Source organism: Ancalomicrobiaceae bacterium S20 (assembly GCA_040269895.1).
Taxonomy (GTDB): Bacteria; Pseudomonadota; Alphaproteobacteria; order Rhizobiales; family Ancalomicrobiaceae; genus Methyloraptor; species Methyloraptor flagellatus.
In genome coordinates this window covers 3124099-3138226 of sequence record CP158568.1, presented here as the reverse complement: position 1 = coordinate 3138226, position 14128 = coordinate 3124099, and the positions used below count along the sequence as shown (strand labels likewise).

Below are 14128 nucleotides of genomic sequence, written 5' to 3'. Positions count from 1 at the left end.
TCAGTGTCGACGGCCGGCGGCGATTTCATCGCCGAAACGCCATTCGAGGAAGGTCTTGACGGCCAGCGTCACGAGCGCGAGGCCCGCGAGCACCGAGGCCATCGCAAAGGCGGCGACGCTGTCGTAGTCGTTGTAGAGAATCTCGACATGCAGCGGCATCGTGCTGGTCAGGCCGCGGATCTTGCCCGAGACCACCGAGACGGCGCCGAATTCGCCCATCGCCCGGGCATTGCAGAGCAGCACACCGTAGAGCAGGCCCCACTTGATGTTCGGCAGCGTCACGCGCCGGAAGATCGTGAAGCCGCTCGCCCCGAGCGTCAGCGCGGCCTCCTCGTCGGCCGAGCCCTGCTCCTGCATCAGCGGGATCAGCTCGCGCGCCACGAACGGGAACGTCACGAACACGGTGGCGAGCACCAGTCCCGGCAGCGCGAAGATAATCTTGACCCCATGCGCCGAGAGCCAGGGGCCGAAATAGCCCTGCGCGCCGAACAGGAGCACGTAGACGAGACCGGACACCACCGGCGACACCGAGAACGGCAGGTCGATCAGGGTGACGAGCAGGCTCTTGCCCGGAAACCGATAGCGCGTGATCGCCCAGGCCGCGGCGACGCCGAACACGAGGTTCGCCGGCACCGCGATCGCGGCGACGAGCAGCGTCAGCCGGATCGCGGCGACCGCGTCCGGATCCTCGAAGGCGGCGAAATAGGCACCGGCGCCTTTCCGGAACGCTTCCGCCAGCACGACGCCGAGCGGCAGCACCAGAAACAGCGCCAGGAAGCCGAGCACGATCGCGGTCAGCAGCCAGCGCGCGACCGGCGTCTCGGTCACCGCGGCGCGGGCGTCGAACAGCGGCCGCGCCGGCGCGTCGCGCAAGGACGTGTCCGTCATCAGCCGATCCTCCCGCGGGTCCAGGCCTGGAGCAGGTTGACGAGGAGCAGGAGCGCGAAGGAGATCACCAGCATGACGAGCGCGAGGCCGGTCGCTCCGGTGTAGTCGAAGCCTTCGAGCTTGATGACGATCAGCAGCGGCGTGATCTCGGAGATGAACGGCATGTTGCCGGCGATGAAGATCACCGAGCCGTATTCGCCCACCCCTCTGGCGAAGGCGAGCGCGAAACCGGTCAGCACGGCCGGCAACAGCGCCGGCAGGATCACGCGCCGGATCGTGGCGAGCCGCGAGGCGCCCATGGTCGCCGCCGCTTCCTCGACCTCGCGGTCGAGCTCGGCCAGGATCGGCTGCACGGTGCGCACGACGAAGGGCAGGCCGACGAACACGAGCGCGACCAGAATGCCGAGCGGCGTGTTGGCGACCTTGACGCCGAAATGCGTATCAAGGAACGCGCCGACCCAGTTGTTGGCGGCATTGCCCGACGCCGGCGCGTAGAGGGTCGCGAGCGCAATGCCCGCGACCGCGGTCGGCAGCGCGAATGGCAGGTCGACCGCCGCGTCGACCAGCGATTTTCCGGGAAAATCGTAACGCACCAGCACCCAGGCAGTCAGGAGCCCGAACACCGCATTGATCAGCGCCGCCGCGAAGGCGATGCCGAACGACACCTGCAGCGAGGCGATCACGCGCGCATCGGTGGCGATCGCCCATAGGCCGGAAAGCCCGAGGCCGCTCGCGCGCAGGAACAGCGCAGCGAGCGGGATCAGCACGATCAGCGTCAGGTAGGCGATCGTGAAGCCGAGCGACAGGCCGAAGCCCGGGAGAAGCCCCGGGCTCTCGAGCTTGAAGCGGGCCCGCGCGGGGGCGGTGAGGGTGGTCGTCGCGCTCAATCCCATATCTCCGTGGGGCCCGCGTCTCCCGTCCGGGCCGTCTGAAAGGCCCGAGCGTCAGATCACTTGGTCGGCTTGTAGATCTGGTCGAACACGCCGCCGTCGCCGAAGTGGGTCGGCTGCGCCTTGGCCCAGCCGCCGAACGCACCGTCGATGGTGACGAGTTCGAGCTTCGGGAAGGCATCGACCAGCGCCTTGTCGACCGCCTCCGGCTTCGACGGCCGGTAGTGGTGCTTGGCGATGATCTTCTGCGCCGCGTCGGTGTAGAGGTAGGCGAGATAGGCCTCGGCCTGCTTGCGCGTGCCCTTCTTGTCGATGTTGCCGTCGACGACCGCGACCGGCGGCTCGGCCAGGATCGACAGGCTCGGGACGACGATCTCGAACTTGTCGGCGCCGAACTCGTCGCCGACCAGATAGGCCTCGTTCTCCCAGGCGATCAGCACGTCGCCGAGACCACGCTGGGCGAAGGAGGTGGTCGCACCGCGGGCGCCGGTGTCGAGCACGGGCACGTTCTTGTAGATCGCGGCGACGAACGCCCGGATCTTGGCCTCGTCGCCGCCGAACTTCTTGGCCGCGTAGGCCCAGGCGCCGAGGTAGTTCCAGCGCGCGCCGCCCGAGGTCTTCGGGTTCGGCGTGATCACCGCGACGCCCGGCTTGGCGAGATCGTCCCAGTCCTTGATGCCCTTCGGGTTGCCCTTGCGGACGAGCAGCACGATCGTTGACGTGTAGGGCGAGGCGTTGTTCGGCAGCTTCTTCTGCCAATCGGCCGGGATCTTGCCGGTCTTCGCCGCGATCGCGTCGATGTCGCCGCCGAGCGCCAGCGTCACGACGTCGGCATCGAGCCCGTCGATCACGGCGCGCGCCTGCGCGCCCGAGCCGCCGTGCGAGGCGCGCACGGTGACGGTCTCGCCGGTCTTCGCCTTCCAGTCGGAGGCGAAGGCGGCGTTGATCTCCTTGTAGAGCTCGCGGGTCGGATCGTAGGAGACGTTGAGCAGCTGCGTCTGTGCATGCGCGCCGATCGTGGTCGCGGCAACGAAGCCGAAGGCGGCCGCGACGAGCGCGACGTCGCGCAGCGTGCGCCAGACGACGCGCCGGGTCAGGCGCGGCGCGATCCGGTGCGAGGTGAATGCGGTAGCGTCCCGAGCCGTGGTCATGGTGGGGTCTCCTGAAGAGGCCTTTGTCTGACGCTAATGTCGACTTGGGAGGTCGCCTTAGTCAATTCCAGAGTTTCGGCGACCACGATAGGATCGTTTCACAAAAGGGCGTTGGCGCGAAATCACATTTTTTCCCGATCCGGCCCGAAGTCCTCATACGCAAGATGGTTCTAAGAGTTACCCGAACCTTAACGGACGTGTCTGGTCGTTCCGGGCCGATCTCGGCCGGAGGGGGAACGCGAGGATGGAAGAGGGACGCGTTCAGGCGCCGAGCGCGGCCATATCGCCCGTACCGGCGGTGACGAGACTGTCGGCGAGGGTCGTGCGGTCGAGCACGGCGACAGTGGCGTCATAGGCCTCGGCGAACACGTGGCGGACCGCGCAGGTCGCCTCGTCGCTGCAGTCGGCGCAGGGGCGGTAGGAGTTGCGCGACAGGCAGGGCAGCGGCGCGACCGGGCCGTCGACCAGGCGCAACACGTTGCCGATGGTGATGTCCGTCGCCGGTCGGGCCAGGAAATAACCGCCCTCGCGGCCGCGCCGGCTGCCGACCAGCCCGGCGCGCTTCAGATCGAGCAGGATCTGCTCGAGGAAGGCCTGCGGGATCTGCTCCCGCGCCGCGACGTCGCGCGCCGCCAGACCCGTCTCGCCGGCGCGGGCGAGCGCGATCAGGGCTTTGAAGGCGTAGCGGGCTTTCTGCGTGATCATGCGCGGGTGGCCGGGTTCTCGATCGAGCCGGGATATCGTGTCGGAAGGACGATGACAACCGTCCGGCGGCGAGCTGCGCCGCTCAGGCCGCCGCGTCGCTCTTGGCCCCGATGACCTGCGGCTTCGATTCCCAGATCTTCTGCCGGTTGCGGATCGCGCGCGGTGCCGGGCCGAAATAGGTCGGCGTGCGAACGAATTCGCGCGGATGCAGGATGACGCTCGCCACGCGCTGGTAGAGCGCCTTGGCCGAGATCGGCTTGCACAGCAGTTCATGGATGCCGAGCTTGCGCGCCTCCAGGATGCGCGAGCGCTCTGTATGCGCCGTCACCATGATGACGGGCACATAGGCGAACGGGTTCTGCGGGTTGCGGATCATCCGCACCATGTCGGCGCCGTCGAGGATCGGCATGACCCAATCCAGGATCAGGATGTCCGGGTTGGCGCGGTCCATCGCCTCGAGCCCGGACGCGCCGTCTTCGGCCTCGACAATGCGTCGCGCGCCGAAGCCCTGCAGCATCGTGCGCAGGATCGTGCGCATGTAGGCACTGTCCTCGACGACGAGAAATGTCAGCGATGCCAGATCGAGGTTCACGAGTACCCTCCGTTCCGGCATTCTGCTCCGGAAAACGTGAAGAACCGGTTGCCGGAGAAGGACCCGCGCCGATCCGGGCCGTTTTCGGCGTTTCCCCGCGTCCCGGCGTCGCACTGCCGCCATGCGCAGGCGACGATCCGCCCCTCTGGTTGATTTCCGTCAAGGTGTTTAGAAGTAGCCTAACTTAAACGACGTGTTGCCGGCTCGGGACGGGTCCGGCGGTGCGGCCAGGAGGGGCGCGGCGGCGAGAACCCGGAAGGGGCTCGACGCCGGGGGAAAGCGGCCGACAAGCTCGAGGACGGACATGGACTATTCCGCGATTTTCGAATCCGCGCTCTCGGCCCTCAAGACCGAGAAGCGCTATCGCGTCTTCGCCGATCTGGAACGAATCTCCGGCCGCTTCCCGCGCGCGGTCTGGCGCCGCGACGGCGCCGAGCGTGAAATCGTCGTGTGGTGCTCCAACGACTATCTCGGCATGGGCCAGCATCCCTCCGTCACCGGCGCGATGATCGACGCGGTCCAGCGCATGGGCGCGGGCGCGGGCGGCACGCGCAATATCTCCGGCACCAATCATCCGCTGGTCGAGCTCGAGGCCGAGCTCGCCGACTTGCACGGCAAGGAAGCCGCGCTGACCTTCACCTCGGGCTTCGTCTCCAACGAGGCGGCGATCTCGACCATCGCGCGCCTGCTGCCCGACTGCCTGATCCTCTCCGACGAGCTGAACCACGCCTCGATGATCGAGGGTATCCGCCGCTCGGGTTGCGACAAGAAGGTGTTCCGCCACAACGACCTCGCCCATCTCGAGGAACTGCTCGTCGCGGCCGGCCCGGACCGGGCCAAGCTGATCGCCTTCGAGTCGGTCTATTCGATGGACGGCGACATCGCGCCGATCGCGGCGATCGCGGATCTCGCCGACAAGTACGGCGCCATGACCTACATCGACGAGGTCCATGCGGTCGGCATGTACGGCCCGCGTGGCGGCGGCATCTGCGACCGCGAAGGCCTGATGCACCGGATCGATGTCATCGAGGGCACGCTCGCCAAGGCGTTCGGCACGCTTGGCGGCTACATCACCGGCTCCAAGGCCGTGATCGATGCCGTGCGCTCCTATGCGCCGGGCTTCATCTTCACGACCGCGCTGCCACCGTCGATCGCCGCCGCGGCGACCGCCTCGATCCGCCATCTGAAGGCCTCGGGCGCCGAGCGCGAACGCCATCAGGCGCAGGCGCAGCGCACCAAGGACGTGCTCGCCGCCGCCGGCCTGCCGGTGATGCCGAGCGAGACCCACATCGTGCCGGTGCTGGTTGCCGATGCCGACCTCTGCAAGAAGGCCTCGGACCTGCTGCTCGAGGTGCACGGCATCTACATCCAGCCGATCAACTACCCGACCGTGCCGCGCGGCACCGAGCGCCTGCGCATCACGCCGACGCCGTTCCACGACGAGGCGCTGATCGGGGCGCTGAAGATCGCGCTGGTCGACGTCTGGACCCGCCTCGGCCTGCCGCTCTCCGGCCCGGTCGACGCGGCGGAGACCGAGGCGGCCGTCGAGGCGCCGGTCACCCGCATGGCCGTGACCCGCGCCGGCGGCTGATCGTTCGGGTCGCGATCGGGGCGGCGCGGACGATGGCGCCGCCTCGGCCTTAATGGTCGGGCGAACTCCCCTTTTTGCCCGACGCCTCGGCCGGGGCCGGATCCGCGACGTCGCCTTTCGCGAAGGTCGCCTGCATGGCCACGCCTGCGCCTTGATCCTTGCCTAGCGGTCGGGCCCTATCGCTGCTGCGATTCCTTCCCTCTCCTCCGCTTGGCGAGATCCTTCATGCCCCGCTTCGTGCCGACCGGCGCTGCCGCCGCCTTCCTGAAGCGGGCGGGCACCGTCTCCGGCTTCACGATGCTGTCGCGCGCCTCCGGCTTCCTGCGCGACGTCGTGCTCGCGGCCGTGCTCGGCGCCGGGCCGCTCGCGGACGCCTTCTTCATCGCGCTCAGGCTGCCCAATCATTTCCGCGCCATCTTCGCCGAGGGCGCGTTCAACTCGGCCTTCGTGCCGACCTATGCCGGCCAGCTCGAACGCGTCGGCCAGCAGGCGGCGCTGATCTCGGCCGGACGCATCGCCGGGGCGCTGACCGCGATCATGGCGATCCTCCTCATCGCCGCCGAGATCTGGACGCGGCCGTTCCTGGTGCTGTTGACGCCCGACTTCGGCAAGGATCCGGTGCTCGGCGACCTGACGGTGGCGCTGACCCGCATCACCTTCCCCTATCTGACCTGCGTCACCGCCGTGACCGTGATGGGTGCGGTGCTCAACGCGCATCAGCGTTTCGCGGCGGCGGCGGCCGCACCGATCCTGTTCAATCTCGGCGTGGTGGTCGCGCTCGGCCTGGTCGCGGCGCTCGGCGTCGCCAAGGGCGAGGTGCCGGCCTATGCGGCGGCGATCGGCGTGACGGTCGCGGGCTTCGCCGAGATCCTGCTCCTGGTGCTCGCGCTCGGCCGCGCCGGGCTCGACCTGCGCCTGCGCATGCCGACGCTGGATCCGGCGTTCCGGACGTTCCTGAAGCGGCTCGGTCCGGCGGTGATCGGTTCGGGGGCGTCGCAGATCGCCATGTTCGTCGACACGATCGTCGCCGCGAGCCTGCCGGTCGGCGCGGTCTCGGCGCTCTACTATGCGGACCGGCTGTACCAGCTACCGATCGGGGTGATCGGTGTCGCGGTCGGCACCGTATTGCTGCCGGAACTGGCGCGGCGCATCGCGGCCGACGACGAGGCCGGCGCGCGCCGCGCCCAGGGCCGCGCGGTGTTCTGGAGCGCGGTGCTGACGCTGCCCTTCGTGCTGGCCTTCCTGTTCGTGCCGAAGCTGCTGGTCGCGCTCGCCTTCGAACGCGGCGCCTTCCATGCCGATGCCGCCGACCGCGCCGGGCTGACCTTGCAGGCCTATGCGTTCGGACTGATGGCGATCGTGCTGTTGCGATCGGTCGTCTCGGGCTTTCACGCCCGCGGCGACACCACGACACCGATGTTCGTCGCCTTCGTTGCGATCGGCGCCAATGTGGTTTTGAAGCTGCTCCTGACCGAGCGCTATGATGTCGTCGGCCTCGCTGCCGCCACCTCGGCTGGCGCCTGGATCAATCTGCTGCTGCTGGTCCTGCTCGAGGCGCGCCGGCGATCGCGAGCCGAGTGATGACGGTTCCGAAGCAAATCTCGACGCAGGATCTATCGCTCTGAGCAATCCGTCCTGTAGTTCATGATGTGTTCCGCAAGGTTATGCACGAAAATATATACGATCCGATATTAATGGACGTATAAAGAACAGAAGCATTACAAAATGACATTGCGGCGGATTTTACGAAACATTGAACAAAAGCGATGTGATTTGGCTATGCGCCAAGGCGCTGGCGCCACCTCGTCAGGCTTTCCGCGGCCCGCGCTCCAGCCGATTGCCAGGCCCGGGTGATCTTGCCACAGTCGCATCGTCAGGGACGGCCGACCCGGTGTGCGGAGTGGCCGCGGAGGGGGTATGCGGCAGGAAGCGGCGGTTCTCTCGAACGCGTACCGATATTTTCTTGCCGTGGCCGAGGCCGGATCGATCCGGGCTGCAGCCCGCGAGCTCAACATCGTCTCATCGGCGGTGAACCGGCAGATCCTGCTGCTCGAGGATCAGCTCGGCATTCGCCTGTTCGATCGCGTCGGCCGGGGCTTGCGCCTGTCCGAAGCCGGTCAGGTCTTGGTGCGCCAGCTCCGCGCCACGCTCGTCCACGTCGGCGACGCCGTTGCCGAACTCGATGCCCTGCGCGGGCTGAAGCGTGGCCGGGTGCGCATCGCGACGGTCGAAAGCGTTTCGGTCGAGCGCCTGCCGCGGCTGCTCGCCGCCTTCTGGCAACGCTATCCCGGCATCGAGATCGCGATCGCGGTCGCCGGCTCGGAGGCGGTCGAGCGCATGGTCGAGGCCGGCGACGTCGACATCGGCTTCACCTTCAACCCGCGCGAGGACGAGGCCTTCGAGGCGGTCTTTGCCGAGGCGCATCGTATCGGCGCGCTGGTCGCGCCCGGCCACCGGCTTGCGACGCGCTCCGGCATCGCCATCGCCGACCTCGCGGGCGAACCGCTGGCCGTGCCGGCGAAGGGCCTCAGCTTGCGCGAGGCGCTCGACCCGGCGCTCGCGCGCCACGCCGGTACGCTGACGGTCCGCGTCGAGGCCGATTCGCTGCGGCTGATGTCGACGCTCGCCCGCGACGGCGTCGCCGTCGCTTTCCACACCCCGGTCGGCATCGAGCGCGAACTCGCCGCGGGCAGCCTCGCTCTTCTGCCCATCGAGGACGCCGACGTCGCGCTCGACCGGCTGGTGGTGATCCGGCTCAAGGCGCGGACGCCGAGCCTGGCGCTCGCCGCCTTCGCCGATTTCCTCGAGGAGGTCTGGAGCACGGCTCGCTCCGGCGACGGCGCGACGGCCGAGGCCACCGCGTCCCGGGTCTGAAATGCCTGCCCTATGGGCAATAGGCTGCCGCAAGGCTGAGCGATGGCCGAATCGATCTAATTGTTCGATCCATTCCGTCGAAATTCTGCGCTTTTTCGAGCAATCGACATCAGCGCATGATAGCATCCGGTGAAATGCGAAGCACCGATCGTCGCCTGCGGGCGGACGACGGGTGCAAAGGGACGTTGCGGATGGGGCGCCTGACGACGCATGTACTCGACACCGCGACAGGCCGCCCGGCCCACGGGCTGGCCGTGGCGCTCTTCGCCTTGGACGGTGGGAGCGGACGCCGTCTTCTGAAGCAGGTGCTGACCAACGCCGACGGCCGCATCGACGGCCCGCTGCTCGAGGGCGCCGCCTTCGCGGCCGGCACCTACGAGCTCGAATTCGCGGTCGGCGACTATTTCCGCGCCATCGGTGTGACGCTGGCCGAGCCGGCCTTCCTCGATGTGGTGCCGCTGCGCTTCGGCGTCGCCGATCCGGCCGCGCACTACCATGTGCCGCTGCTCGTCTCGCCCTACAGCTATTCGACCTACCGGGGGAGCTGAGCCATGCGTGATCGCATCCGCTATTTCTCGCGCGGTCAGATCGTCGAGGTCGCCGGTTTCGCGCCGACGACCACGCTGCTCGATCATCTGCGCCTGGAGCGCAAGCGCCTCGGCACCAAGGAAGGCTGCGGCGAGGGCGACTGCGGCGCCTGCACGGTCGCGATCGGCCGCCTCGAAGCCGGCCGCGTGGTCTATCGCCCGGTCAATGCCTGCATCCAGCTGCTCGGTCAGATCGACGGCGCCGAGATCGTCACGGTCGAGGATCTCACCGGCCCGGACGGCGCCCTGCACCCGGTTCAGGACGCGATGGTGCGCCACCACGGCAGCCAATGCGGCTTCTGCACGCCCGGCATCGTGATGAGCCTCTTCACGCTCTATCAGGAAGAGGGCGAGGCGAGCCGCGCCGCCGTGCTCGACCGGCTCGCCGGCAATCTCTGCCGCTGCACCGGCTATCGCCCGATCGTCGACGCCGCGCTCGACGCCTGCGGCGCGCGCCCTGAGGCGGCCCCGGCTGATGCCTTCGGCGCGGCGCGGGCCGAGACCGCACGCGCCCTCGCCGGGCTCGCCGACGGCATCGACCTCTTCGTCGGGACCGAGCAGAGCTTCTTCGCCGCGCCCGCGAGCATCGATAGCTTGGCAAACCTGCTGCTGGCCCATCCGGATGCGACCATTCTCGCCGGCGGCACCGACGTCGGCCTCTGGGTGACCAAGCAACTGCGCAGCCTGCCGAAGATCGTCCATCTCGGCCGCGTTGCCGGTCTCGACGCGATCGAGACGACGGCCGAGGGCCTGTCGATCGGCGCGACCGCGACCTATGCGGCGGCTGAGGCTGCGATCGCCGCGCTCGACCCAGACCTCGGCGAACTGCTGCGCCGGATCGGCTCGACCCAGGTGCGCGCCTCCGGCACGGTCGGCGGCAATGTCGCGAACGGCTCGCCGATCGGCGATACCCCGCCGGCCCTGATCGCGCTCGGCGCGACCATCGAGCTGCAGTTCGGAACCGAAATCCGCCGGCTGCCCATCGAGGATTTCTTCATCGCCTATGGCAAGCAGGACCGCCGGCCGGGCGAATTCCTGCGCCGCATCCTGGTGCCGCGGCCGGGCACCAACGATGCGTTCCGCGCGTTCAAGCTGTCGAAGCGGTTCGATCAGGACATTTCCGCCGTGATGGCGGCGATGCGGCTGACCCTCGACGGCCGCACAATCACCGCGGCGCGGATCGCCTTCGGCGGCATGGCGGCGACGCCGAAGCGCGCGAGCGCCACCGAGGCGGCGCTGGTCGGCGTCAGCATCGACGACGAGGCGGCGTGGCTGCCGGCGCTCGATGCACTGAGCGTCGACTTCCAGCCGATCGGCGACATGCGCGCGAGCGCAACCTATCGGGCGACCGCCGCGCGCGGGCTGCTGACGAAGGGATTGATCGAGATCGCCGGCCGTCCCACGGCCGAGACCCGGGTGATCGGACACAGGGAGGCCGGCCTTGAACGCGTCGCCTGATCCGAACGGCTTCGACGGCCTCGCGGTCGTCTCCAAGCCGCATCCCCATGACAGCGCCCCGAAGCACGTCGCCGGCGCCGCGACCTATATCGACGACATCCGCGAGCCCGCCGGCACACTGCATGTCGCGCCCGGTCATGCCCGCAGCGCGGCGCGCGGCCGGATCGTCTCGATCGATCTCGCCGACGTCGAAGCCTATCCGGGCGTGGTCAAGGTTCTGACCGCCAGGGACGTGCCCGCGCTCAACGACTGTTCGCCGTCGATCGGCGGCGATCCGGTCTTCGCCGAAGACGAGATCCTGTTCCACGGTCAGGTCGTTTTCGCGGTGGTCGCCGAGACGCGCGATGCCGCCCGCCGGGCCGCGCGGCTCGCGAAGATCGCCGTCGATGCCGCCAAGCCGGCGGTCACCGCCGACGATGCGCTCGACCGCAACACCGATGTGCTGCCGCCCTACGAGTTCCTGAAAGGCGATCCGGATGCTGCGATCGCCGCGGCTCCGCTCAGCCTGTCGGAGACGTTCCGGATCGGCGGCCAGGAGCACTTCTATCTCGAAGGCCAGGCCGCGCTCGCCATCCCCCAGGAGGACGGCGATATCCTGATCCACTCCTCGACGCAGCATCCGACCGAGGTCCAGCACGTCGCCGCGCGCGTGCTCGGCCTGCCGGATGCGGCGATCGTCTGCGAATGCCGCCGCATGGGCGGCGGCTTCGGCGGCAAGGAGAGCCAGGCGACGCAATGGGCGGTCATCGCCGCCATCGCCGCGCGCGTGACCGGCCGCCCGGCCAAGATCCGGCTCGACCGCGACGACGACATGATCATGACCGGCAAGCGCCACGACATGCGCGTCGACTGGGCGGCGGGCTTCGACGAGACGGGCCGGATCCTTGCCGTCGACAGCAAGCTCTATTCGCGCTGCGGCTACTCGGCCGACCTGTCGCTCGGCGTCAACGACCGGGCGATGTTCCACTCCGACAACGCCTATCTCTACCCGCACGCGCGCATCCACTCGCGCCGGCTCCTGACCGATACGGTCTCCAACACCGCCTTCCGCGGCTTCGGCGGTCCGCAGGGCATGGTCTTCGCCGAGCGGATGATGGATGCGATCGCCATCACGCTCGGCCTCGATCCGCTCGAGCTCAGAAAGCGCAATTTCTACAAGGACCCGACCGATACGACGCCCTACGGCATGCCGGTCACCGACAACATCATCCACGAGCTCGTCGCCGAGCTCGAGCGGACGTCGGACTACGCGCGCCGCAAGGCCGAGATCGATGCCTTCAACGCGAAGAGCCGCATCCTGAAGAAGGGCATCGCGCTGACGCCGGTGAAATTCGGCATCTCGTTCACGCTGATCCATCTGAACCAGGCCGGCGCGCTCGTGCACGTCTATTCGGACGGCTCGATCATGGCCAATCACGGCGGCACCGAGATGGGGCAGGGGCTCCACACCAAGGTGGCGCAAGTGGTCGCCGAGGAATTCGGCGTCGGCCTCGATCAGGTGCGCATCACCGCGACCACGACCGCCAAGGTGCCGAACACCGCGCCGACCGCGGCCTCGTCGGGCACCGATCTCAACGGCATGGCGGCCAGGATCGCCGCCGGCGCGATCCGCGAGCGCATGGCGGCGCACGCCGCCGCGCTCTGGGATTGCGTGCCCGCCGAAATCCGCTTCCGCGACGGTCGCGTCTTCGGCGCCAACAAGTCGATGAGCTTCGGGGAACTGGCGAAATCCTGCCACCTCGCGCGCATCCAGCTGAGCCACGCCGGCTTCTACCGTACGCCGGAGATCCACTGGGATCGCGCGGCGGTGAAAGGCCGGCCGTTCTTCTACTTCGCCTATGGCGCGTCGTGCTCGGAAGTCACCATCGACACGCTGACCGGCGAGATGCGGATCGACCGCGTCGACATCCTCCACGACGTCGGCAGATCGCTCAATCCGGCGATCGATATCGGTCAGATCGAGGGCGGCTTCGTGCAGGGCATGGGCTGGCTGACCACGGAAGAACTGGTGTTCGACGCCGAGGGCCGGCTCCGCACCCATGCGCCGTCGACCTACAAGATCCCGACCGCCTCCGACGTGCCGGCCGATTTCCGCGTCGCGCTGTTCGAGTCCGGCGGAGCGCGCGAGGATACGATCTACCGGTCGAAGGCGGTCGGCGAGCCGCCGGTGATGCTCGGCATCTCGGTGTTCTCGGCGATCACCCACGCGGTGGCGAGCCTTGCGCCCGGTATCGTGCCGCCGCTCTCCGCGCCGGCGACGCCGGAGGCGATCCTCAAGGCCTGCGCCGCCGTGAAGGCGCGCGCGACGCGCGGAGGGCTGGCGCCATGAGCCACTGGGCGAAGATCCGCCGCGCTCTCGATCGTGACGGCCGCGTCGCCGCCGTCACGATCGTCGAGGCGCTCGGATCCTCGCCCCGCGAGCCGGGCGCACGCATGATCGTCCACGTCGACGGCAGTTTTCACGGCACGATCGGCGGCGGCACGCTCGAATGGCAGGCGCTCGCCGAGGCGCAGGCCGGCCTCCACCGTGGCGTCGCGGGATGGAGCGAGACGAGCTATGCGCTCGGCCCCGATCTCGGCCAGTGCTGCGGCGGCCGGGTGATCGTCGGCTTCGAATATTTCGACGCGAGCCGGCTCTCCGAGGTCGCCGACTACGAATCACGCGAGGCGGCCGGCGGCTTCGTGACCCGGTCGCAGCGACCGGCCGGCGGCACAGGCACGCTCCGGCGCGCGATCGTCGCCGCGGACAGCCTCGCGGCCACGCCCGAGCTGCCCCCATCGGCCACGCTCGCGACGGGCTCGGATCGGCAGATGACGGAGCGTTTCGGCGCGGTTGGCCGTACCGTGCTCATTTTCGGTGCAGGACATGTCGGACGCGCGCTCGTGCTCGCTCTTGCGCCACTGCCGTTCCGCGTGCTCTGGATTGATCCGAGACCCGAAGCCTTTCCTGCTCATGTCCCAGGCAACGTCACGCTCGTCCGTCCCGATGATCCCGTCGCCGCGGTCGCCGCAGCGGCGCCCGGTGCACTGGTTCTGGTCATGACCCATTCTCATGCCCTCGATCTCGCGCTCGTCGACGCGGCACTCCGCCGCGACGTCTTTCCTTATGTCGGCGTGATCGGCTCGGCGACGAAACGCGCGCGCTTCTCCAAACGTCTGGCCGAGACGGGCCACGGCCCGGAGGCGGTGGCCGCCATGGTCTGCCCGATCGGTGCCGGCGGCCCGGTCTCCAAGCTGCCGGCCGCCATCGCGGCCTCGGTCGCGGTCGAGCTGCTGGTCGCCGACGAGACGGCGAGCGCGGTTTCGGGCGCCGATGGCGCCGGCGCCGGGCCCGCCGACGCGGAGCGGCCGATCCCAACGCGCGGCGGCATGGTTCGGAGGCGCGCATGAGC

At 68.8% G+C, this 14128-nt stretch carries 12 protein-coding genes; 7 read left to right on the top strand and 5 right to left on the bottom strand.

What is annotated here, in order from left to right; genetic code table 11:
• The 5 genes from cysW to ABS361_14255 form a co-directional block, all read right to left on the bottom strand.
• Positions 1-888 carry a sulfate ABC transporter permease subunit CysW gene (gene cysW / locus ABS361_14275; GenBank protein ID XBY43258.1) on the bottom strand — a complete coding sequence of 296 codons (888 nt, stop codon included), beginning with the start codon at positions 886-888 and terminating at the stop codon, positions 1-3.
• Entirely contained in the window at positions 888-1781 is an 894-nt protein-coding gene (gene cysT / locus ABS361_14270; protein XBY43257.1) for a sulfate ABC transporter permease subunit CysT, read from the bottom strand. Before cysT ends, cysW begins: the two co-directional genes overlap by 1 nt.
• A 56-nt stretch (positions 1782-1837) precedes the next feature.
• A complete protein-coding gene (locus ABS361_14265; GenBank protein XBY43256.1) occupies positions 1838-2929 on the bottom strand; it encodes a sulfate ABC transporter substrate-binding protein in 1092 nt (363 codons plus the stop codon).
• Positions 2930-3190: 261 nt separating this feature from the next.
• Positions 3191-3634, bottom strand: coding sequence for an Rrf2 family transcriptional regulator (locus ABS361_14260; protein ID XBY43255.1), 444 nt, complete (start codon positions 3632-3634; stop codon positions 3191-3193).
• Between the two features lie 82 nt (positions 3635-3716).
• Positions 3717-4247, bottom strand: a complete 531-nt coding sequence (locus ABS361_14255) for a response regulator (GenBank protein XBY43254.1) — start codon at positions 4245-4247, stop codon at positions 3717-3719.
• Between the two features lie 283 nt (positions 4248-4530).
• Here ABS361_14255 and hemA point away from each other — a divergent pair, with 283 nt between their 5' ends.
• From hemA to xdhC, 7 genes are all read left to right on the top strand, one after another.
• Positions 4531-5817, top strand: a complete 1287-nt coding sequence (hemA, locus tag ABS361_14250) for a 5-aminolevulinate synthase (GenBank protein ID XBY43253.1) — start codon at positions 4531-4533, stop codon at positions 5815-5817.
• 225 nt (positions 5818-6042) lie between these two features.
• Entirely contained in the window at positions 6043-7398 is a 1356-nt protein-coding gene (gene murJ / locus ABS361_14245; GenBank protein XBY43252.1) for a murein biosynthesis integral membrane protein MurJ, read from the top strand.
• Between the two features lie 336 nt (positions 7399-7734).
• A complete protein-coding gene (locus ABS361_14240; GenBank protein ID XBY43251.1) occupies positions 7735-8691 on the top strand; it encodes a LysR family transcriptional regulator in 957 nt (318 codons plus the stop codon).
• Between the two features lie 191 nt (positions 8692-8882).
• Complete coding sequence (gene uraH / locus ABS361_14235) at positions 8883-9239, top strand: hydroxyisourate hydrolase (GenBank protein ID XBY43250.1); 357 nt, start codon at positions 8883-8885, stop codon at positions 9237-9239.
• Positions 9240-9242: 3 nt separating this feature from the next.
• Positions 9243-10736 carry a xanthine dehydrogenase small subunit gene (gene xdhA, locus ABS361_14230; GenBank protein XBY43249.1) on the top strand — a complete coding sequence of 498 codons (1494 nt, stop codon included), beginning with the start codon at positions 9243-9245 and terminating at the stop codon, positions 10734-10736.
• Positions 10720-13065: a xanthine dehydrogenase molybdopterin binding subunit gene (gene xdhB / locus ABS361_14225; GenBank protein ID XBY43248.1), complete on the top strand. Its 2346-nt coding sequence runs from the start codon at positions 10720-10722 to the stop codon at positions 13063-13065. The genes xdhA and xdhB overlap by 17 nt, the downstream gene beginning before the upstream one ends.
• Positions 13062-14126 (top strand): xanthine dehydrogenase accessory protein XdhC, encoded by a 1065-nt coding sequence (gene xdhC / locus ABS361_14220; protein ID XBY43247.1) that lies wholly within the window; start codon positions 13062-13064, stop codon positions 14124-14126. The genes xdhB and xdhC overlap by 4 nt, the downstream gene beginning before the upstream one ends.
• The last annotated feature ends 2 nt before the right edge of the window (positions 14127-14128 follow it).

Excerpts from the sequence above, each read along its gene's own strand:
- uraH (XBY43250.1), top strand. The coding sequence starts at position 8,883 with ATGGGGCGCCTGACGACGCATGTACTCGACACCGCGACAGGCCGCCCG.
- hemA (XBY43253.1), top strand. The coding sequence starts at position 4,531 with ATGGACTATTCCGCGATTTTCGAATCCGCGCTCTCGGCCCTCAAGACC.
- ABS361_14240 (XBY43251.1), top strand. The coding sequence starts at position 7,735 with ATGCGGCAGGAAGCGGCGGTTCTCTCGAACGCGTACCGATATTTTCTT.
- ABS361_14265 (XBY43256.1), bottom strand. The coding sequence starts at position 2,929 with ATGACCACGGCTCGGGACGCTACCGCATTCACCTCGCACCGGATCGCG.
- cysW (XBY43258.1), bottom strand. The coding sequence starts at position 888 with ATGACGGACACGTCCTTGCGCGACGCGCCGGCGCGGCCGCTGTTCGAC.
- ABS361_14260 (XBY43255.1), bottom strand. The coding sequence starts at position 3,634 with ATGATCACGCAGAAAGCCCGCTACGCCTTCAAAGCCCTGATCGCGCTC.
- cysT (XBY43257.1), bottom strand. The coding sequence starts at position 1,781 with ATGGGATTGAGCGCGACGACCACCCTCACCGCCCCCGCGCGGGCCCGC.
- xdhC (XBY43247.1), top strand. The coding sequence starts at position 13,062 with ATGAGCCACTGGGCGAAGATCCGCCGCGCTCTCGATCGTGACGGCCGC.
- xdhA (XBY43249.1), top strand. The coding sequence starts at position 9,243 with ATGCGTGATCGCATCCGCTATTTCTCGCGCGGTCAGATCGTCGAGGTC.
- murJ (XBY43252.1), top strand. The coding sequence starts at position 6,043 with ATGCCCCGCTTCGTGCCGACCGGCGCTGCCGCCGCCTTCCTGAAGCGG.
- ABS361_14255 (XBY43254.1), bottom strand. The coding sequence starts at position 4,247 with ATGCCGGAACGGAGGGTACTCGTGAACCTCGATCTGGCATCGCTGACA.